21 protein-coding genes are annotated in these 18,624 nt (G+C 64.4%); 12 read left to right on the forward strand and 9 right to left on the reverse strand.

Translation table 11 applies throughout. The features are described from left to right. Nucleotides 1–22 precede the first annotated feature (22 nt). Genes ACO07C_RS10640 through ACO07C_RS10650 form a run of 3 tightly spaced genes read left to right on the forward strand, consistent with a single transcriptional unit; the run spans nt 23 to nt 3,331 of the window. Nucleotides 23–1,291, forward strand: a complete 1,269-nt coding sequence (locus ACO07C_RS10640) for a Tm-1-like ATP-binding domain-containing protein (protein ID WP_421917492.1) — start codon at nt 23–25, stop codon at nt 1,289–1,291. After that, on the forward strand, nt 1,288–1,953 hold the full coding sequence (locus ACO07C_RS10645; RefSeq protein ID WP_421914130.1) for an HAD family hydrolase: 666 nt from the start codon (nt 1,288–1,290) through the stop codon (nt 1,951–1,953). The genes ACO07C_RS10640 and ACO07C_RS10645 overlap by 4 nt, the downstream gene beginning before the upstream one ends. Nucleotides 1,954–1,975: 22 nt before the next feature. Continuing rightward, the gene (locus tag ACO07C_RS10650) at nt 1,976–3,331 is read left to right on the forward strand and encodes an aminotransferase class III-fold pyridoxal phosphate-dependent enzyme (RefSeq protein WP_421914131.1); all 1,356 of its coding nucleotides are present in this window, start codon (nt 1,976–1,978) and stop codon (nt 3,329–3,331) included. A 25-nt stretch (nt 3,332–3,356) separates the two neighbouring features. Here ACO07C_RS10650 and ACO07C_RS10655 read toward each other — a convergent pair whose 3' ends face one another. Continuing rightward, the gene (locus ACO07C_RS10655; RefSeq protein ID WP_421914132.1) at nt 3,357–4,220 is read right to left on the reverse strand and encodes a helix-turn-helix domain-containing protein; all 864 of its coding nucleotides are present in this window, start codon (nt 4,218–4,220) and stop codon (nt 3,357–3,359) included. 94 nt (nt 4,221–4,314) lie between these two features. Here ACO07C_RS10655 and ACO07C_RS10660 point away from each other — a divergent pair, with 94 nt between their 5' ends. Next, nucleotides 4,315–5,859: a 4-hydroxyphenylacetate 3-hydroxylase N-terminal domain-containing protein gene (locus ACO07C_RS10660; RefSeq protein WP_421914133.1), complete on the forward strand. Its 1,545-nt coding sequence runs from the start codon at nt 4,315–4,317 to the stop codon at nt 5,857–5,859. A gap of 10 nt (nt 5,860–5,869) precedes the next feature. Further along, nucleotides 5,870–6,379: a flavin reductase gene (locus ACO07C_RS10665; RefSeq protein WP_421914134.1), complete on the forward strand. Its 510-nt coding sequence runs from the start codon at nt 5,870–5,872 to the stop codon at nt 6,377–6,379. Between the two features lie 55 nt (nt 6,380–6,434). On the opposite strand, the gene hpaR is transcribed toward ACO07C_RS10665, so the two are convergent. Further along, nucleotides 6,435–6,926, reverse strand: coding sequence for a homoprotocatechuate degradation operon regulator HpaR (hpaR, locus tag ACO07C_RS10670; RefSeq protein ID WP_421917493.1), 492 nt, complete (start codon nt 6,924–6,926; stop codon nt 6,435–6,437). A 160-nt stretch (nt 6,927–7,086) separates the two neighbouring features. On the opposite strand from hpaR, the gene ACO07C_RS10675 reads away from it, so the two are divergent. Genes ACO07C_RS10675 through hpaH form a run of 5 tightly spaced genes read left to right on the forward strand, consistent with a single transcriptional unit; the run spans nt 7,087 to nt 11,715 of the window. Further along, entirely contained in the window at nt 7,087–7,473 is a 387-nt protein-coding gene (locus ACO07C_RS10675; RefSeq protein WP_421914135.1) for a 5-carboxymethyl-2-hydroxymuconate Delta-isomerase, read from the forward strand. 15 nt (nt 7,474–7,488) lie between these two features. Then, nucleotides 7,489–9,006 (forward strand): 5-carboxymethyl-2-hydroxymuconate semialdehyde dehydrogenase, encoded by a 1,518-nt coding sequence (gene hpaE, locus ACO07C_RS10680; protein WP_421914136.1) that lies wholly within the window; start codon nt 7,489–7,491, stop codon nt 9,004–9,006. 15 nt (nt 9,007–9,021) lie between these two features. Then, nucleotides 9,022–10,002, forward strand: a complete 981-nt coding sequence (gene hpaD / locus ACO07C_RS10685; protein ID WP_421914137.1) for a 3,4-dihydroxyphenylacetate 2,3-dioxygenase — start codon at nt 9,022–9,024, stop codon at nt 10,000–10,002. Nucleotides 10,003–10,036: 34 nt separating this feature from the next. After that, nucleotides 10,037–10,915, forward strand: coding sequence for a fumarylacetoacetate hydrolase family protein (locus ACO07C_RS10690; protein ID WP_421914138.1), 879 nt, complete (start codon nt 10,037–10,039; stop codon nt 10,913–10,915). Continuing rightward, on the forward strand, nt 10,912–11,715 hold the full coding sequence (gene hpaH / locus ACO07C_RS10695) for a 2-oxo-hept-4-ene-1,7-dioate hydratase (RefSeq protein ID WP_421914139.1): 804 nt from the start codon (nt 10,912–10,914) through the stop codon (nt 11,713–11,715). The genes ACO07C_RS10690 and hpaH overlap by 4 nt, the downstream gene beginning before the upstream one ends. Nucleotides 11,716–11,724: 9 nt before the next feature. Here hpaH and speB read toward each other — a convergent pair whose 3' ends face one another. From speB to ACO07C_RS10730, 7 genes are all read right to left on the reverse strand, one after another. Then, the gene (gene speB / locus ACO07C_RS10700; RefSeq protein ID WP_421914140.1) at nt 11,725–12,684 is read right to left on the reverse strand and encodes an agmatinase; all 960 of its coding nucleotides are present in this window, start codon (nt 12,682–12,684) and stop codon (nt 11,725–11,727) included. Between the two features lie 12 nt (nt 12,685–12,696). Then, complete coding sequence (locus ACO07C_RS10705; RefSeq protein ID WP_421914141.1) at nt 12,697–13,467, reverse strand: creatininase; 771 nt, start codon at nt 13,465–13,467, stop codon at nt 12,697–12,699. 12 nt (nt 13,468–13,479) lie between these two features. Continuing rightward, the gene (locus tag ACO07C_RS10710; protein ID WP_421914142.1) at nt 13,480–14,187 is read right to left on the reverse strand and encodes an SDR family NAD(P)-dependent oxidoreductase; all 708 of its coding nucleotides are present in this window, start codon (nt 14,185–14,187) and stop codon (nt 13,480–13,482) included. Next, nucleotides 14,181–14,936: an SDR family NAD(P)-dependent oxidoreductase gene (locus ACO07C_RS10715; RefSeq protein WP_421914143.1), complete on the reverse strand. Its 756-nt coding sequence runs from the start codon at nt 14,934–14,936 to the stop codon at nt 14,181–14,183. Before ACO07C_RS10715 ends, ACO07C_RS10710 begins: the two co-directional genes overlap by 7 nt. Further along, complete coding sequence (locus ACO07C_RS10720) at nt 14,933–15,703, reverse strand: ABC transporter ATP-binding protein (protein ID WP_421914144.1); 771 nt, start codon at nt 15,701–15,703, stop codon at nt 14,933–14,935. Before ACO07C_RS10720 ends, ACO07C_RS10715 begins: the two co-directional genes overlap by 4 nt. A gap of 11 nt (nt 15,704–15,714) precedes the next feature. Then, nucleotides 15,715–16,497 carry an ABC transporter permease gene (locus ACO07C_RS10725; protein ID WP_421914145.1) on the reverse strand — a complete coding sequence of 261 codons (783 nt, stop codon included), beginning with the start codon at nt 16,495–16,497 and terminating at the stop codon, nt 15,715–15,717. Nucleotides 16,498–16,600: 103 nt separating this feature from the next. After that, on the reverse strand, nt 16,601–17,593 hold the full coding sequence (locus ACO07C_RS10730) for an ABC transporter substrate-binding protein (RefSeq protein WP_421914146.1): 993 nt from the start codon (nt 17,591–17,593) through the stop codon (nt 16,601–16,603). A gap of 114 nt (nt 17,594–17,707) precedes the next feature. On the opposite strand from ACO07C_RS10730, the gene ACO07C_RS10735 reads away from it, so the two are divergent. Together ACO07C_RS10735 and ACO07C_RS10740 are read left to right on the forward strand one after the other, a co-directional pair. Then, nucleotides 17,708–17,986, forward strand: coding sequence for a helix-turn-helix domain-containing protein (locus tag ACO07C_RS10735; RefSeq protein WP_421914147.1), 279 nt, complete (start codon nt 17,708–17,710; stop codon nt 17,984–17,986). A gap of 55 nt (nt 17,987–18,041) precedes the next feature. Next, on the forward strand, nt 18,042–18,620 hold the full coding sequence (locus ACO07C_RS10740) for a substrate-binding domain-containing protein (protein WP_421914148.1): 579 nt from the start codon (nt 18,042–18,044) through the stop codon (nt 18,618–18,620). Nucleotides 18,621–18,624 lie beyond the last annotated feature (4 nt).

Raw genomic sequence — 18,624 nt, forward strand, 5'->3', positions numbered from 1 at the left:
TTTGTCAGGTGACAGGGAGAGACTGACGGTGGAGGAGAAACGACGAATCCTGGTGATCGGCACCGGCGATACCAAGGCCGACGAGTTGCTGTTCATGCGCGAGCGCATCGAGGCCGTCGGCGGCATCGCGGTCATGATGGATGTCAGCGTGCTCGGCGACCCGCCATACCGGCCAGCGCACGACAGGCATGCCGTGGCCAGGGCTGCGGGTACGAGCATCGAAGCGATCATCGGCAGCGGTGACGAGAATTCGGCGATGACGCTGATGGCGCTGGGTGCCTCGCTGCTGGCCCGCGCCCTTTACGACAGGGGCGAAATCGACGGCTTCATCGCGCTCGGCGGCACGATGGGAACAGATCTAGCGTTGGATGTCGCCCTGATGCTGCCGCTCGGCGTGCCGAAATTCGTCGTCTCGACCATCGCCTTCTCGCATCTGATACCGCCGGAGCGGATCGCCACCGACCTGATGATGATCCTGTGGGCGGGCGGCCTCTATGGCCTCAACAGCACCTGCAAGGCGGTGCTGTCGCAAGCCTGCGGCGCGGTCGTCGGCGCGGCCCGCGCGGCGATCAAGCCCGATGCGCTCAAGCCCGTGGTCGGCATGAGTTCGCTCGGCAAGAGCTGCCTGCATTACATGGTGACCTTGAAGCCGGAACTGGAACGGCGCGGCTATGAAGTCGTCGTCTTCCACACCACCGGCATGGGCGGACGGGCGATGGAGGCGATCGCCGCGCAACGCGGTTTCGTCGCCGTCATGGATTTCAGCCTGCAGGAACTCGCCAACCATCTCACCGGTTCGGTGGTGAACTCCGGCATCGACCGGCTGGAGAATGCCGGACGGCAGGCCATTCCTCAGATCGTCGCTCCCGGCGCCATCGACATGGTCGACTTTCCGACATGGCAAGCGGTGCCCGCCCGCTTTGCCGGGCGGCCGTACCATGCCCACAATCGCCTGCTCGCCTCTGTCACGTCCGACGGCGAAACGCGTCGCGCGATCGCGCGCGCCATCGGTGAGAAGCTGGCCGCTTCCAAGGGTTCGACGGCCTTTATCCTGCCCGCCGGCGGCATCCAGCAATGGGACCAGCATGGCGAGCCGCTGCACGAGCCCGAAGCGCTGACGGCTTTTATCCAGGAGATGCGCATCAGCGTCCCCGCCAATGCCGAGCTGCATGAAATTGCCGGCCACATCAATGATGCCGCCTTCAGCGCCAAGGCGCTGGAGATTTTTGATCGCTGGGTTGCCGAGGGCATCATCCCGCCCGGCGTACCCGGCGACAGGAAAGCCGCATGAGCGACCAGAAGCCCAAGGCGCTGGTGCTCGATTTCGGCGGCGTCGTCACCCGCACGCTGTTCGAGACGCACGCGCTCACCGAGCACGCGCTGGGCCTGGCGCCCGGCACGCTCGACTGGCGCGGGCCGTTCGAGCCTTCATCAGACCCGCTGTGGCTCAAGATGCAAGCCGACGAGATCAGTGAGCGCGACTACTGGCGGACCCGGACACGCGAGGTCGGGCGTCTCGTTGGCGAGGACTGGAACGACATGTCGACCTTCGTGCAACGCGCGCGTGGCGCCGATCCGCGGGCCGTGGTGCGGCCGGAAGCCGATCGCGCGATCCGCGCGGCACACGCCGCCGGCATCCGGCTGGCCATCCTCTCCAATGAACTCGACCTGTTCTACGGCAAAGCATTCCGCGAAAGCCTGCCGCTGTTGTCGCTGTTCGAAACCATCATCGACGCGACCTATACGAAAATCCTCAAGCCAGATTCGCGCGCCTATGCGATGGCAAGCGAAGCGCTGGGGCTGCCGGCCGGGGCTTGCGTCTTCGTCGACGACCAGAAGCGCAATGCCGACGGCGCGCTCGCGGCGGGCATGTTGACCGTGCATTTCGACGTTGCCCGGCCCGCGCGAAGCTATGCCGAGGCGCTGGCGCATTTCGGCCTTATCACCGCATAATTCGAAAACCGGAGCCTCCGCGATGCGCGACATCAACTTCCTCACCGAGAACAACGCCAAGCCGATCTGGCATCCGATGGCGCATCCGGCCGAGATGCGGGCGACACCGCCCAGGGTCATCATGAAGGGCGACGGCGTCTCGGTGACCGACATCGACGGCCGCACCGTGCTCGACGCCGTCGGCGGATTGTGGAACGTCAACCTTGGCTACAGCTGCGACCCGATCAAGAAGGCGATGGCCGCCCAGCTCGACGCCCTGCCCTATTATTCCGGCTTTCGCGGCACCTCGACCGGACCCTCGATCGAACTTGCCTACGAGCTTTGCGACTGGTTCGCGCCCGAAGGCATGGTGAGGGCCTTCTTCACCTCGGGCGGATCGGATTCGGTGGAGACGGCGCTGCGGCTTTCCCGGCAATACTGGAAGATCCGGGGCCAGGGCGACCGGACGAAATTCCTAGCGCTGAAGAAGGGCTATCACGGCACGCATTTCGGCGGCGCCTCGGTCAACGGCAACGCCAATTTCCGCCGCAACTACGAGCCGCTGATGCCCGGCGTCTTCCACACGCCAGCACCTTGGACCTACCGCAACCCGTTCGACGAGACCGATCCGGTGGAGCTGGCCAAGCTTTGCGCCCGGGCGATCGAGGACGAGATCGCCTTCCAGGGCGGCGACACCATCGCCGCCTTCATCATGGAGCCGGTGCTGGGCGCGGGCGGCGTCATCGTTCCGCATGAGAGCTTCATGCCAATGGTGCGCGCGATCTGCGACCGCCACGAGATCCTGCTCATCGCCGACGAGGTGGTGACAGGCTTCGGCCGCACCGGCGCCTGGTCGGGCTCGCGTCTTTCCGGCGTGAAACCGGATTTCATGACCATCGCCAAGGCGATCACCTCAGGCTACTTCCCGCTCGGCGCCACGATGATCAGCGCCAAGGTCGCCGAGGTGTTCGAGTCGGACAAGACGAGTTTTGGCGCGATCGGCCATGGCTATACCTATTCCGGCCACCCGGTCGGCTGCGCGGCCGGGCTGGCGGCACTGGCCGAGACCAAGCGGCTGGCCCTGCATGACAATGCCGCCGCGCGCGGCGTCGAGCTAGGCAAGGCGCTCGAAGCGCTGAAGGCCAAGCACGCGATAGTCGGCGATGTCCGCTACAAGGGTTTGATGGCGGCGCTCGAACTGGTCTCCGACCGTGGCACCAAGAAGCCGGCCGACAAGAAGACGATGGCCGCAGTCGCTGATGCAGCCTATGCCGCCGGCGTCATGCTGCGCGTCTCCGGCAACGGCATCATCCTGTCGCCACCGCTGATCATCTCGTCCGCCGATGTGGCGAAGATCGCGGAGGGGCTAGATGCGGGATTGGCCGCTGTCGCGGCCTAGGGAGTAGGGAAACCCACCCTACTGCCTACTTCAGCCTCTCCCGTCGCCACGCCGCCGGCGACCGGCCGGCGGCAGCGCGAAAGAAGCGCGAGAAATAGGCTGGGTCATTGAAGCCGGTCTCATAGGCGATGTCCTCGACCGGGCGCACGGTGAACAGAAGCAGGCGTTTCGCCTCGATCAGCCGCCGGTCGCTGATGGCTTGCCGAACGCCTTTCCCCAGAACCTGCCGCGCCGCCTTGTCGAGCAGATGGCGCGTCGTGCCGAGCGTCTCGACATAGCGCTCGACCGGCCAATCGTCGCGAAAGTGCCGGTCGATCAGCCGCCGCAAACGGCCGGCCAGCGCCACAGCCGCCGGGACGGCCACGGAATGGGAATCGGCATCAAGGCGGGCGATCCCCGACAGAGCCACGGCGATCAGCGACAACAGGATTTTCTCCAAGCCGGGCAGTGCCTCTCGAAACTCGGACTGGATCATGCCGATGGTGCCCGCAAGCTTGTCCCAAAGGGCGGATTCGCCGCGCCCGGTGACGAAGACCGGCTGGTCGAGCGGCAGCATGGAATGCTCGGCGATCGCCGCCAGCGCGGCATCCGCGATGGAAATCACTATGGCATCGGCGCCGGGCTCGATGGAGAAGCCATGCACCACGCCGCTCGGCATGAAACTCACCGTTGGCGCCGAAAAAATCCAGGTCTCATCCTCGATCCGGTACGTTCCGCTGCCGCTGGTCCAGAAGGTGATCTGCGCCATCTGTGGATGTTTGTGCGCCTGAACCTGGCCGCGATGTACGGACGCACGAGCAAGAACGGTCTCGACATGCAGGAAGCCGACATCGAGAGCTTGCGCCGGCTCGCCATAGACGAAGAATTCCGGGATGGCTGTCTTGCTCATGATCCTCCGGAAAAAGTCCAAGTGGTTTTGGCTTTTCGTCCATAAACCATTGTCGCGGGCCGGGCTACTGTGTGGGCATCAAGGGAGGAAGATCATGCGATCGGAAGATTTCCGGGCCGACAGCACAAGGCCGTTTACCGGCGCCGAATACCTAGAGAGCCTGCGCGACGGGCGCGAGGTCTACATCAATGGCGAGCGGGTGACCGATGTCACCACGCACCCGGCGATGCGCAATTCCGCCCGTTCGCTTGCCCGCCTCTACGACGCGTTGCACGACCCGGCGCGACAGCCGGCACTCACCTCCCCGACGGATACCGGGTCAGGCGGCTACACGCACAAGTATTTTCGCGTCGCCAAGTCTTCCAGCGACCTTGTCGCGCAGCAGGCGGCGATCGCGGACTGGTCGCGCATGTCCTACGGATGGATGGGGCGCACGCCTGACTACAAGGCTGCGCTGATGAACACGCTGGGCGCCAATGCCGAGTGGTACGGCCCCTTCAAGCACAGTGCACGGGCATGGCACAAACGGGCGCAGGAAGCCGTCCTGTTCATGAACCATGCCATCGTCAACCCGCCCATCGACCGCCACAAGCCTGCCGAGCAGGTAAAGGACGTGTTCGTGCACATCACCAAGGAGAGCGACGCCGGTATCTGGGTCTCCGGCGCCAAGGTGGTGGCGACGTCGTCGGCGCTCACCCATTACAATTTCCTGGCGCAGGGCTCGGCAACGGTGACCGAGGATCCATCGCTGTCGGTGATGTTCATCGTGCCAATGAATGCCCCGGGGATAAAGATGTTCTGCCGTGTTTCCTACGAGCAGACAGCCAACACGGTGGGAACACCGTTCGACTATCCGCTGTCGTCGCGCTTCGACGAGAACGACGCGATCCTGGTGCTCGACAACGTCTTCATCCCCTGGGAGGACGTGCTGGTGCTGCGCGACGCGCGGAAGATCCTGTCGTTCCATCCGGCATCCGGCTTCATGCACGGCTACTGCTTCCAGGGCTGCACGCGCTTTTCCGTCAAGCTCGATTTTCTCGCCGGCCTTCTCGCCAAGGCGCTGCGGGCCACCGGCGGCGACGCGTTTCGCGGCAACCAGGCCGCACTCGGCGAGGTCATCGCGCTGCGCCACATGTTCTGGAGTTTTTCCAATGCCATGGCGCACGATCCTATCCCCTGGGCCGATGGCGCCGTGCTGCCCAACCTGGAGGCCGCGCTCGCCTATCGCACCTTCATGTCGGAAGCCTATCCGCGCGTCATCGACACCGTGCGGCGGGTGATCGCGTCGGGCCTGATCTACCTGCCGTCCTCGGTGAAGGATTTCGCCAATCCGGAAATCGACCGCTATCTCGCGCAATATGTGCGCGGCTCCAATGACATGGGCCATGTCGAGCGGATCAAGATCATGAAGCTGTTGTGGGACGCGACCGGCACCGAATTCGGCGGCCGCCATGCGCTCTACGAGCTCAATTATGCCGGTGCGCCCGAAGAGGTGCGGCTGCAGGTGCTGAAGGGCGCGGAGCGCGGCGGCCGGCTCAAGGCGATGGAGGAACTGGTCGACACCTGCATGGCCGATTATGACGAGAAGGGCTGGACCGGCGACACCTGGCTGCCGCCGCTGCCAGCCGGCGCCAGTTGAGGACCGGGCCATGGAGGCGCAGGTCCCGAGACTGGAATTCCGCGAGGCCATGGCGCGGGTGTGCGCGCCGGTCAACATCGTCACCACCGACGGCCCGGCAGGTCGCGGCGGCTTCACAGCCACCGCCATGTGCAGCGTTTCCGACGATCCGCCTACGCTGCTTGTGTGCATGAACGAACGCTCGGCGCAGACCGGCATGTTCCTGGCCAACCGGCGCTTCTGCGTCAACGTGCTGACCCAGCTTCACATGCACCTCGCCGGCAAGTTCGCCGGCGCGATCCGCGACATGGCCGAGCGCTACAACGCCGCCAGGTGGCAGACGATGCCGTCCGGCATGCCGGCCCTTCTCGACGCGATCGTCAGCTTCGACTGCGAGATCGGCGCGGTGAACAAGGTCGGCACGCACAATGTGATGTTCGGCCGCGTCGTCGATATCCGCCATGGCAGCGACGAGGCAGCACTGCTTTATGTCGGCCGCAACTACATGCAGCCGAGCGCGCTGGGTAGTTTTGGTGGGTGAGCTCCTCTGCTCTTCCTTTCTCCCAGAAGGGGAGAAGGCAAGTCCGGCACGAGATTCAGCCCTCGGTCGTCTCCGACTGGATGAGGCTCTCCAGCATGTCGAGCAGACGTTCGTGCTGTTCGGCGCCGTAGCGCTTTTCAATCGCGTCATAGATGGCGACGCGCTCGGGCGACAGATCCTCGATCAGCGCCAATCCGGCCGGGCTGATGGCCAGCAGCGCCCGGCGTCCGTCATCCTTGACCTTGTTGCGGGTGATGAACGCGCGCTCTTCCATCGCCTTGATGATGCGGGTGAGACTGGGCGGCAGGATCGAGGCGCGATTGGCAAGTTCGGTGGCCTCGAGCGGGCCGGCCTCGGCCAGCACGCGCAGCACGCGCCATTGCTGCTCGGTGATGTCGTGCCGGGCAAGCATGGGCCGGAAATGCGCCATGATCACCTCGCGCGCGCGCAGAAGAGCCATCGGCAAGGAGCGGCGAGTGCTGGGCGGTAGCAAGAGCAGGCCTCCGAAGAACGTTTCGGCTGCATTTCCTGTGCCGAACACAGGCATGACGGAGAATGCGGCGGACGCTGCTATATCCGTGATTTTGCCGAGGGCGGCAATCCCGCTCAAGCAGCGCCTTCAAACCCGGAACGGTGCTTGACATTCCGCGATCAAGATGTAATTCACATGTTAATTACAAGAACCGGCAGCGCCGGCGGAGGAATCCTTGCCGCACATGACCATCGAGTATTCGGCCAATCTCGACGCCGGCGTCGACATGGCCGGGCTTTGCACGCTGGTGTCGCGAACCATCCTCGAAACCGGCCTGTTCGAGCCAGGCGCGGTGCGCGTACGTGCCTTTCGCGCCGAGGCGTACGCGATCGCCGACCTGTTGCCCGAGAATGGATTCATCGACATGAATTTTCGCATCGGCAAGGGGCGAAGCGCGGAGGAGAAGAAGCGGACCGGCGAGGCGATCTTCGCAGCCGTCTCCGAGTATCTCGCAGCGCTTTTCACCACCCCGCATTTCGCGCTGTCGCTGGAGATCCGCGAGATCGACGCCGAATTGAGCTGGAAGAAGAATGCCATCCACCCGCGGTTGCGCGGCAAGTAAATACAGGAAAACACCATGGCGGCATTGGACGACAATCTGAGGAAGGCCGAAGCCTATCTCGAGCGCTTCAGGACCGGGGGCGTGCTCAACCAGATCGGCGGCGAGGCCGTGCCGGCGGCCGACGGCTCGACATTCGAGACGCTGTCACCCGTCGACCTGAAGCCGATCGCCAAGGTGGCGCGCGGCAAGGCTGTCGACATCGACCGGGCTGCCAAGGCGGCGAAAGCGGCGTTTCGCGACTGGGCCGCGATGCCCGGCGACAAGCGCAAGGCGCTGCTGCACCGGATCGCCGATGCGATCGTCGCGCGCGCCGAGGAAATCGCCTTCGTCGAATGCATGGATACCGGCCAGTCGCTCAAATTCATGGCCAAGGCGGCATTGCGCGGCGCGGAGAACTTCCGCTTCTACGCCGACCGCGCCCCGGAAGCCCGCGACGGCCGCACGATACGCGCGCCGAACCAGGTCAACATGACCACCCGTGTGCCGATCGGCCCGGTGGGCATCATCACGCCTTGGAACACGCCGTTCATGCTCTCGACCTGGAAGATCGCACCGGCGCTCGCCGCCGGCTGCACGATCGTCCACAAGCCGGCCGAGTTCTCGCCACTATCGGCACGGCTGCTGGTCGAGATCGCCGAGGGGGCAGGCCTGCCCAAGGGCGTCTGGAACCTCGTCAACGGTCACGGCGAAGATGCCGGCAAGGCGCTGACGGAGCATCCCGACATCAAGGCGATCGGCTTCGTCGGCGAAAGCCGCACCGGTTCGATGATCATGAAACAAGGCGCCGACACGCTGAAGCGCGTGCATTTCGAGCTTGGCGGCAAGAACCCGGTCATCGTCTTCGCCGACGCCGACCTGGAGCGCGCGGCGGACGCCGCGGTCTTCATGATCTATTCGCTGAACGGCGAGCGCTGCACTTCATCCTCGCGCCTGCTGGTCGAAGCATCGATCCACGACGAATTTACCGCGCTGGTGGCCGAGAAGGCCAAGCGCATCAAGATCGGCCATCCGCTCGATCCTGAGACCGTGGTCGGCCCGCTGATCCATCCGGTGCACGAGGAAAAGGTCCTCTCCTATATCGAGATCGGCAAGTCGGAAGGCGCCGTCGTCGCCGCCGGCGGCGGCAAGTTCGCCGGCCCGGGCGGCGGCTGCTATGTCAGCCCGACGCTTTTCGTCGGCGCCACCAACAAGATGCGCATCGCCCAGGAAGAGATTTTCGGGCCGGTGCTGACGGCCATCGCCTTCAAGGACGAGGCCGAGGCGCTGGAACTGGCCAACGCCACCAGCTACGGCCTGACCGGCTATCTGTGGACCTCGGATGTCACCCGCGCCTTTCGCTTCACCGATGCGCTGGACGCCGGCATGATCTGGGTCAATTCCGAGAATGTGCGCCACCTGCCGACGCCGTTCGGCGGCGTCAAGAGTTCGGGCATCGGCCGCGACGGCGGCGACTGGTCGTTCGATTTCTACATGGAAACCAAGAACATCGCATTCGCGACCGCGCCACATTCGATCCAGAAGCTCGGCGGCTGACCGGAGGCCATTCCCATGCCCTTGCCCACCCCAAACCTCTATCCGGCGTTCAACATCGTGCGCCTCAGCCATGTCGAACTGGCGGTCACGGACCTTGCCAAGTCGCGCGCCTTCTACGTCGACACGCTGGGCTTGCAGATTACCGATGAGACCAGCGGCGCCATCTATCTGCGCGCGTTGGAAGAACGCGGCCATCACTGCATCGTGCTGCGGAAAGGTGCCAAGCCTGAAGCGCGCGACCTCGGCTTCAAGGTGTTCTCCGACGAGGACCTCGACAAGGCCGAGCACTTCTTCAAGGGCAAGGGCCTGCCGGTCGAATGGGTCGAGCGTCCCTACCAGTCACGCACCTTCCGCACCCGCGATCCGCATGGCATTCCGCTGGAATTCTATTCTAGGATGGACCGGCTGCCGCCGATCCACCAGAAATACGCGCTCTACAAGGGCGTCAAGCCGCTGCGCATCGACCACTTCAACTGCTTCTCGCCCAATGTCGATGAATCCGTGGCGTTCTACAACGAGCTCGGCTTTCGCGTGACCGAGTACACCGAGGATGCGGTATCGGGAAAGCTGTGGGCCGCCTGGACGCACCGCAAGGGCGGCGTCCATGACATCGCCTTCACCAACGGTGTCGGACCGCGCCTGCATCACGTCGCCTTCTGGGTGCCGACGCCGCTCAACATCATCGACCTGCTCGACCTGATGGCGACCACCGGCTATCTGCCGAACATCGAGCGTGGCCCGGGCCGGCATGGCATTTCCAACGCCTTCTTCCTTTATGTGCGCGATCCCAACAACCACCGCATCGAGATCTACTGCTCGGACTACCAGACGGTCGATCCCGATCTGGAGCCGATCAAATGGGACCTCAAGGACCCGCAGCGGCAAACGCTTTGGGGCGCGCCGGCACCCAAGAGCTGGTTCGAGGAAGGCAGCACCTTCGCCGGAGTCGAGCCCCGCCAGCCCGATCTCGCGGCCTCGCCGATCGTCGCGCCGTGACGACGAACTCGAAAGCAGGGACGGGAAGGTCAGCATGACGACACAGGGACGGCTCGCCACGTTTACCGTGGGTGGCAAGGCGCGCTACGGCGCGGTCACCGCCAAGGGGGTCGTCGACCTGTCGGCGCGTCACGGCCAATGGCCAACGCTGCGAGAGGTGATCGAGGCCGGTGCGCTGCGGCGCCTGGCGGATGAGGCCGAAGCCTTCGCGGCCGACTTCTCGCTTGACGACATCGCCTACGCGATACCGGTCCCCTCCCCGGAAAAGATCATCTGCGTTGGCGTCAACTATCCGGACCGCAACGAGGAGTACAAGGACGGACAGGCGGCGCCCTCCAACCCGTCGCTGTTCATCCGCTTTCCGCGGTCGTTCGTCGGCCATGGCGCGCCGCTGGTGCGGCCACCGGAATCGCCGCAGCTCGACTATGAGGGCGAGGTGGTCATCGTCATCGGCAAGGCGGGACGGCGGATTGCCGAGGCCGATGCGCTCGGCCATATCGCGGCATTGTCGCTCTGCAACGAGGGCACCATTCGCGACTGGGTGCGCCACGCCAAGTTCAACGTGACGCAGGGCAAGAATTTCGACCGCACCGGCTCGATCGGCCCTTGGCTCGTGCCATACGGCGACGAGGCGCAGATCGCCGACATCGCGCTGACCACCCGCGTCAATGGCGAGGTGCGGCAGCAGGACCGCACCAACCGCATGATCTTCTCGTTCCGCAAGATCATCAACTATGTCTCGACCTTCACCACGCTGGTGCCCGGCGACATCATCGTCACGGGAACGCCGACCGGCGCCGGCGCGCGCTTCGATCCGCCGGTCTGGCTGAAGCCGGGCGATGTGATCGAGGTCGAGGCCGACGGCATCGGCCTGCTCAGGAACGGCGTTGTCGATGAAGGAACCGACCGATGATGACGCCAGATCAAGTGGAGGACGCCGCCACGCGGCTGTTCGAGGCGGAGCGCAGCCGACGCCAGATCAGGCTGCTCAGCCTCGATTTCCCCAACGCCACGATGGACGACGCCTACCGCGTGCAGGCAGCGCTGGTGAAGCGCAAGATCGCTTCGGGCCTGGCGATCAAGGGCTGGAAGATCGGCCTGACCTCCAAGGCGATGCAGTCAGCGCTCAACATCGACATTCCGGATTCCGGCGTGTTGTTCGACGACATGTTCTTCGACGATGGCGGCATCGTTCCCGCCGACCGCTTCATCCAGCCGCGCATCGAGTCCGAGATCGCCTTTGTCATGAAGGCGCCGCTGTCGGGGCCGGACGTGTCGATCGACGACGTGCTGGACGCCACCGACTACATCACGCCGGCGCTGGAAATCCTCGATACCCGCGTCGAGCGGGCGAACAAGGAAACCGGCAAGGCCCGCACCTTCTTCGACACCATCTCGGACAATGCGGCGAATGCCGGCATCGTCGTGGGCGGGCGCCGCAGCGGTCCGCGCGATGCCGACCTGCGCTGGATCGGCGCCATCGTGTCGCGCAATGGCGAGGTGGAGGAGACGGGGCTTGGCGCCGGCGTACTCGATCATCCGGCCAAGGGCATCGTCTGGCTGGCCAATCGTCTGCATACATACGGCATGCGGATATCAACCGGACAGGTCGTGCTGTCCGGTTCCTTCGTGCGACCGGTCGAGGCGCGCCACGGCGACGCAATCGTCGCCGATTTCGGCCCGCACGGCACGATCAGGATCGCCTTCGCCTGATCGCGACGATCAGGCTCTGCGATCCGCGACCGACCTCGCGATCACGCACAGCAGTTCGAACATCATCGTCGCACCCGCCAGCGCCGTCATGCCTGCGACATCGAAGGGCGGCGCCACTTCCACGACATCGGCGCCGATAATGTTCAGTCCGTCGAGAAGGCGGACCATTTCCTGCGCCTCGCGGGTGGTGAAGCCGCCAAGCTCCGGCGTGCCTGTCCCCGGCGCCATCGACGGGTCGATGCAGTCGATGTCGAAGGTCACATAGGTGGGACCGGTGCCGGCGATGGTCCGCGCCTCTTCCATGACGCTGGCCACGCCCCGCCGGACGAACTCCTCCATGTAGATGATGCGGATGCCCTGGGCGACCGCCCACTCATGCTCGCCGGGCTCGTAGATGGAGCCACGGATGCCGATCTGGACGACGCGATGGGGATCGAGCAGGCCTTCTTCGATGGCGCGGCGGAAGGGCGTGCCATGCGTGTAGGGATTGTCGCCGAAATAGCTGTCATTGGTGTCGGAATGCGCGTCGAAATGGATCATGCCGACCGGCCCGCTCCGGGCGACGGCGCGCAGCACCGGCAGCGTCGTCAGATGGTCGCCACCGGCGGAGAGCGGAATGGCGCCCGCCGCGACGATCGCCTCGATGCCGACCTCGATGCGCTTCAATCCGTCCAGAAGATTGATCGGATTGACCGAGAGATCGCCGACATCGGCGACGTTGGCGATGCTGAACGGTTCGGTTCCCGAGACGTGGTGGACGCGCCGCATCAGGCTCGACTGGTTGCGGATCTCGCGGGGGCCGTGCCGCGCGCCGGCGCGGTTGGTCGTGCCGCCGTCCCAGGGTATGCCGACAAGCGCGATGTCGAGCCCCTGCGCGCCCGCCACGGCCGGCAGCCGCATGAAGGTCGAAAGCCCGGCGAAGCGCGGCACGGCCGAGGCGTCGACCGGCTGGAAGAAATTGCTGCTCATGATGTCGGCACCTCAGAAGAATTCACGTTTGACGATTTCAGTGATCCGCGTCTCGCAGTCGTCGAGCAGCCATCGGCCCTTTTGCGCCGAAGAGCCCTCGGTCAGCGACAGGACGCCGGAAGGCGGCACTTCCTCCGCAGGGCGTGGATAGCGGTCATAGGGCTTGAATTGCGCGGGGCCGTCATGCAGCGCCTTGGCGAGGTCGACGAGTTCGGGGCGTAGCGCCAGCATCATCGATGTCTCGATCACGCTGGCATGCTCCAGTTCGATGCCCGGGTAGCCATCGGGGAACACTTTCGCCAGCGTCTCTGTGCGCACCATTTCCCAATGGTCTATGCGAAGGATCGTCAGATCCGGCGCGCGCTCGCGGCCGATGGCGTCGAGCGCCAGCTCGATGCCTTCGATCGACGGGCCGATGTTCTCATAGTGGCCATTGAGCACGACGATGCGCCGGACCTTCTGACGATAGAGGTCGCAGATCACATCCTTGACGATGAGCGAGAATGTGTGCGCGGTGATGTTGATCGTGCCGGGAAAGGCAGGGCCGCCGCCTGTCCTTGGCTGCGAGCGGTTGCCGTAGGCGATGGTCGGCGCGACGAGGCCGCCAACCTCCCTCGCCACGGTCTCGGCGATGGCGGTGGGAATGACGACATCGACATTCATCGCCATGTGGTGGCCGTGCTGCTCGGTCGCGCCAAGCGGCAGGAAGACCGGCGCGCCGGCGGCGATCCGCTTCTCGGCCTCCGGCCACGGCAATTCAGCGAGGAAAACCCTGTGTTTCATGATCATCTCATCTCAAAGCATCGCCGCGCCACCATTGGCGCCCAGGCATTGTCCGGTGAAGAAGGTGGCGCCTGGGCCGGCCAGGAAAACCACCGCAGAGGCGATTTCATCCGGCCGGCCGATCCGCCCCAACGGATGGGTGGTTTCCAGCGCCCGCTGGCTCTCGCTTAGCGCCTCGAAGCCGAGAAGCGGCGTATCGGTGGGGCCTGGCGCCACGGCGTTTACGAGGATGCGAGGGGCGAGCTCGCGCGCCCAGGAGCGGGTCAGGCCGAGCAGCGCCGCCTTGGTCGCGCAATAGACCGAGGCGTTGGCCCGGCCGAGATAGGCAAGCTCCGAGGCGATGTTGATGATGCGGCCGCCATCGGGAAGGTGCGGCAGGACTTCCCGCGCCACGAGGATGGCGCCGCGCACGTTGACGGCGAACATGCGGTCGACATGGTCGAGCGAGATCGCATCGAGCGACGCTTCCTGCAGGATGCCGGCATTGTTGACGAGGATGTCATAGCCGCCGATCCGCTCAGCCCCCTGCCCGACCGCGGCGATGATGTCGGCCTCGCTGACGAGGTCGCAGGCAAGGATCGGGATATCGCCCTCGGACGCCTTCAAGTCGAGCCCAAGAACGGTGGCGCCCGCCTCCCGCAGGGCGAGCGCGGTGGCGCGGCCGATGCCGCTGGCAGCGCCTGTGACCAGAGCGCGTTTTCCGTGGAGCGGAGTTACCAAGGCACTTCTCCCCTGTCGACGCCGAGCGACTGCCCGGTGATGTTGGCCGCGAGGTCGGACGCCAGGAACAGATAGGTGCCGGCCATGTCGGCTGGTTCCATCAGGCCCGGCAAGGCCTGCGCGCCAACTATATCGTCAAGCAGATCAGCCTCGCCAACGTCGCTCTCTTCCGCCATACGTCCAAGCGAACGCATCGAGGCCTCGGTGCGGACCCAGCCGGGACAGACCGCGTTGACGCGGATGCCTTTGGATCCAAGCTCCCGCGCCCAGGTCTTGGTCAGGCCGATGATGGCGTGCTTGGAGGCGACATAGGCGCCGAAGCGTGCCTCGGCGACGCGGCCCCAGATCGACGCGGTGTTGATGATCGAGGCGCCGGCCCGCATGCGCGGCAAAGCGCGTGCGGTGACCAGCGCCGTGCCGATGATGTTGATCTCGACGATGCGCCGGAACGCGGCCTCGTTGTCGTCGCCGCTGTCGGTGATCGGCGTCATCAATTCGAGACCGGCATTGTTAATGAGCACGTCGATGCGAGGCACCGGCCCGAGCGCCGATGCCACGGCCTCGCGGTCGGCGATGTCGGCTTCGGCGCTGGTGGCGCCCAGTTCATGTGCGCGTTCGTGCACGGACTTGTCGTTCGCGATCAGATGCAGGCTGGCGCCAGCCCGTGCGAATCCCGCTGCGATGCCGAGCCCAATGCCACGGCTTGCCCCCGTGATCACGACTGTCTTGCCAGACAGCGAGAGGCTCATACGACCACTCCGGTTTCGTTGCGGATGAGGTGCAGGACCCTGTTGCGCAGCTCGAAGAATTTTTGGGTTTCGCGGATTTCCAGCGGCCGGTCCGGGCCAAGCTCGGCGGCCACGTCTATATCGGCGACCACCGAAGCCGGCCGGCGCGAGAACAGGATGATCCGGTCGGCCAAGAACACCGCTTCCTCGACATCATGAGTGACGAAGATGACGGTCTTTTCCTCGCGGATCTGGATCTGCCGTAGCTCGACCTGAAGGCGCTCGCGGGTCAGCGCGTCGAGCGCGCCGAAGGGCTCGTCCATCAACAGCACATCCGACCCCGCGGCCAGCGTGCGCGCTATGGCCACGCGCTGGCGCATGCCGCCCGAGATCCGGTTCGGATAGGAGCCGGCGAAATCGGCGAGACCGAACAGGTCGAGATAGTGGCCGATGCGCTCGGCTTTTTGCGCCGCGTCCAGATCCTTCCTGTAGCGCATGCCGAAGGCGATGTTCTTTTCCACCGTCAGCCAGGGAAAGGACGAATAGGACTGGAAAACCATGCCGCGCCGGCGGTCCGGCCTGACGACCTTTTCGCCGCCGAGCAGGATAGAACCCGAGCTCGGCTCATCAAGGCCGCCGACCATCCGCATCAATGTGGTCTTGCCGCAGCCCGAAGGACCGAGGAAGACGACCAGCGAATTGCGGTCGAGCCCAAGGCTTGTCTTGCGCACGACATTGACGGGGCCGAAGGATTTCGCCGTGTCAACGAATTGAACGTATCCGGTCATTGTCATGCCTCTCACAGATACCGGAACAGCCGGCGGTGAAGCAGGCGAAGCAGTTGGTCGGTAACAAGGCCAATCAGGCCGATGACGACGACGCCGGCCATGACCTCGGGTGTCTTGACGAAGCGGCGCGCCGTCCAGATCACATAGCCGATGCCGGAATCGGCGGCGACGATCTCGGCGATGATCAGATAAGTCCAGCACCAGCCGAGCGTGATCCGAAGATTGTCGAGCAGCGTTGGTCCCATCCAGCGCAAGGCGACATCAACCATCACCTGCCTGGAGTTTGCGCCGACGGTGCGGGCGACCTCGACGAACTCCTGCGGCACACGCCGCATGTCGTCGGCCACGAGCAGCACGAGCTGGAAGAATGTGCCCAGCCAGAGAAGGAAGATCTTGGTCTCCTCGCCAACACCGAACCAGATGATGGACAGCGGCACCAGCGCCGGCACCGGCAGGTAGCGGATGAAATCGATCATCGGCTCCAGGGCCGCGCCGACGATCCGGTAGCTGCTCATCATGATGCCGATCGGAATGGCCATGATGGCGGCGAGCAGGAAGGCGATCCAGACGCGGAGGGTCGAAACCCCGACATGCCAGAGCAGGTTCTGCTCGGTCAGCATCGTCCACAAAGCGACGACGACGCGGCTCGGCGACGGCAGGAACTGCGGCGCGATGATGCCCGCGCGCGCCGCCAGTTCCCAGAGCGCAACGACAAGCACGGCGGCCCCGACACTGACGGCGAACTCCACCATCGGCGACGCGCGGCCGCGAAAAACAAACAGGCTGCTGAACAAGTGACTATCCCCGGTGGACGAAACACTGGCCGTCACCGACGGCGATCCGCGATGACATGGCGCCGGCAGCCATCGAGCGGCTGCCGGCAAATTGGCGTGTCCTTTACTTTGCCGGGATTTTGTTGATCGCCGAATTGTCGATCTGGTCAGCCGCCACCAGCTTGTTGTCGGCGGCGCCATTCTCCAGGTTGAGCTCCATGACCGTATCGAAGATGCCGTGCAACGTGCCCTTTTCGCCCGGCTTGCCCATATAGGCCTGCGATTCCGCGAGCGTCGTGTAGGACAGGCTGGAGTTGACGATATCCGTCACTTCGGCCGGCGTCAGGCCGAAATGTTTGGACGCCATGTCGGCGAACTTCTGCGGCTCGGCCTTGATGAAATCGACGGCTTCATAGATGCAGCCGAGGAACTTGGCGTATTTGTCCGGGTTCGCCTTGAAGTCGTCGTTACGGGCGATGATGGCGTCGATGATGATGCCACGATGATCCTTGGACGAGATCAGCATGCGGGCACCCGGACGGGTCGAGGCCTTGATCGCCTGCGACATGAACGGTTCGTAGGTCGCGATCGCGGCAATCGACGGGTCGACGAAAACCGCGCCCGTATCGGCCGTGGCGATGTCCTTGATCTGGAGATCCTTCAGCGACAGGCCAGCCTGCTTGAGTTCCATCTGCAGCAGCAGGCGCGAGGGGATGTTGGGCTCGGCGGCGACGACCTTGCCCTTGAGATCGGAGACCGACTTGATCTTGTCGTCGGTGATGACGCCATCGCCGCCAACCGATTCATCGATCGTACCGATGATGATGCCGGGCGTCGAGGCATCGCGCGGACGGCCCTGATATTCGCCGACGGAGCGCATCTGCATCTCGACATCGCCGCGCGCCATCGCCGCCATGACGTTTGTCAGATCGTCCTCGAACTTGATGCTGACGTCGAGGCCCTTGGCGGTGAAGCAGCCGAGATCGCTGGCGATGTGGACAGGCGCAAATCCCAGCCATGTCGGGGCAAGGATGCGTATCTGGTCGGCGCTGAAGGCGACCTGCGAACTTGCTAGCACGAGCGCTGCCGACAGCACGGTGGCGAGTTTTGTTTTCATGATTGTTCCCCTTTTTGTTGCGCCAAGCTCGCGATTTTCAACATTGATGTAAATGAGTTTATTTCGAATTTTACATCGAATAATGTCGATGTGTCGCGAAGCGAGGAACAGCGCATGCGTCGGCTCGACAACATCGATATCCGCCTGTTGCGCGTCTTCGTGGCGCTAGCTGATTCAGGCGGCTTCGCCGACGCGCAGATCACGCTCAACCTGTCGCAGCCGACGCTCAGCACACATCTGGCGGAACTGGAGAAACGCATCGGCGCGCAGCTGCCATCGCGGGCGCAAGCAGTTCCGCCTCACCGAGGTCGGCCAGGCGACCTACGAAGCCGCGCAGAAACTGTTTCGCGACCTCGACGATTTCGGCCATCGCATCAGCGCGGCCAGCGGTAGCCTGTCCGGCCGGCTGCGCATTGGCACATCGGATGGGGTATTCACAAGCAGGGAATTGGGCATCCAGCACGCCCTCAACCGTTTCATGGGACCGGATTCCGATGTTTTCATCGACCTTTCGCTGGGAACGCCATCCGAGCTCGAACAGCAGGTTGCCGATGGCGACCGCGATGTCGTCATCGGGCCGCTGTCGCAGAAGGCGCCGGGCGTCGTCTACCGGGACTATTGCGGCGAGCCGCATTTCCTCTATTGCGGCCGACACCATCCGCTGTTCGCCATGCCCGATTCAAGGATCGACCAGAACGCCGTCGATGCCGCGCGGTTTTCGGTGCGCAGTTATCGCTATTTCGACGATCTTTATCTGGTCGGTCATCCCAAAGCGAGCGCGGCGGTCATCGACATGGAAGCGCAACTGATGCTGATCCTGTCGCAGAACTTCATCGGTTTCCTGCCGGCCCACTACGCCTCGTCATGGGTCGAGGCCGGTGAGTTGCGGGCGATCAAGCCGGGATCATACACCTTCTCCTCGCGCCATCTGCTGGCCTACCGCAAGGCGGACGAGGCACGCAGCCTCGTCCAGGCCTTTGTTCGCGAGTTGATGGACCGCAACCGGGGATTCGCCGGGGCAAGCTGAGTCC

This window comes from Mesorhizobium sp., assembly GCF_965229135.1.
Taxonomy (GTDB): Bacteria; Pseudomonadota; Alphaproteobacteria; order Rhizobiales; family Rhizobiaceae; genus Mesorhizobium.

What these genes read in the sequence shown, in the direction of transcription:
- ACO07C_RS10715 (WP_421914143.1), bottom strand. Translation starts at nt 14,936, where the DNA reads ATGAGCCTCTCGCTGTCTGGCAAGACAGTCGTGATCACGGGGGCAAGC.
- hpaR (WP_421917493.1), bottom strand. Translation starts at nt 6,926, where the DNA reads ATGCCTGTGTTCGGCACAGGAAATGCAGCCGAAACGTTCTTCGGAGGC.
- speB (WP_421914140.1), bottom strand. Translation starts at nt 12,684, where the DNA reads ATGAGCAGCAATTTCTTCCAGCCGGTCGACGCCTCGGCCGTGCCGCGC.
- ACO07C_RS10655 (WP_421914132.1), bottom strand. Translation starts at nt 4,220, where the DNA reads ATGAGCAAGACAGCCATCCCGGAATTCTTCGTCTATGGCGAGCCGGCG.
- ACO07C_RS10690 (WP_421914138.1), top strand. Translation starts at nt 10,037, where the DNA reads ATGACGACACAGGGACGGCTCGCCACGTTTACCGTGGGTGGCAAGGCG.
- ACO07C_RS10660 (WP_421914133.1), top strand. Translation starts at nt 4,315, where the DNA reads ATGCGATCGGAAGATTTCCGGGCCGACAGCACAAGGCCGTTTACCGGC.
- hpaH (WP_421914139.1), top strand. Translation starts at nt 10,912, where the DNA reads ATGATGACGCCAGATCAAGTGGAGGACGCCGCCACGCGGCTGTTCGAG.
- ACO07C_RS10650 (WP_421914131.1), top strand. Translation starts at nt 1,976, where the DNA reads ATGCGCGACATCAACTTCCTCACCGAGAACAACGCCAAGCCGATCTGG.
- ACO07C_RS10665 (WP_421914134.1), top strand. Translation starts at nt 5,870, where the DNA reads ATGGAGGCGCAGGTCCCGAGACTGGAATTCCGCGAGGCCATGGCGCGG.
- ACO07C_RS10735 (WP_421914147.1), top strand. Translation starts at nt 17,708, where the DNA reads ATGCGTCGGCTCGACAACATCGATATCCGCCTGTTGCGCGTCTTCGTG.
- ACO07C_RS10720 (WP_421914144.1), bottom strand. Translation starts at nt 15,703, where the DNA reads ATGACCGGATACGTTCAATTCGTTGACACGGCGAAATCCTTCGGCCCC.
- ACO07C_RS10705 (WP_421914141.1), bottom strand. Translation starts at nt 13,467, where the DNA reads ATGAAACACAGGGTTTTCCTCGCTGAATTGCCGTGGCCGGAGGCCGAG.
- hpaE (WP_421914136.1), top strand. Translation starts at nt 7,489, where the DNA reads ATGGCGGCATTGGACGACAATCTGAGGAAGGCCGAAGCCTATCTCGAG.
- ACO07C_RS10730 (WP_421914146.1), bottom strand. Translation starts at nt 17,593, where the DNA reads ATGAAAACAAAACTCGCCACCGTGCTGTCGGCAGCGCTCGTGCTAGCA.
- ACO07C_RS10645 (WP_421914130.1), top strand. Translation starts at nt 1,288, where the DNA reads ATGAGCGACCAGAAGCCCAAGGCGCTGGTGCTCGATTTCGGCGGCGTC.
- hpaD (WP_421914137.1), top strand. Translation starts at nt 9,022, where the DNA reads ATGCCCTTGCCCACCCCAAACCTCTATCCGGCGTTCAACATCGTGCGC.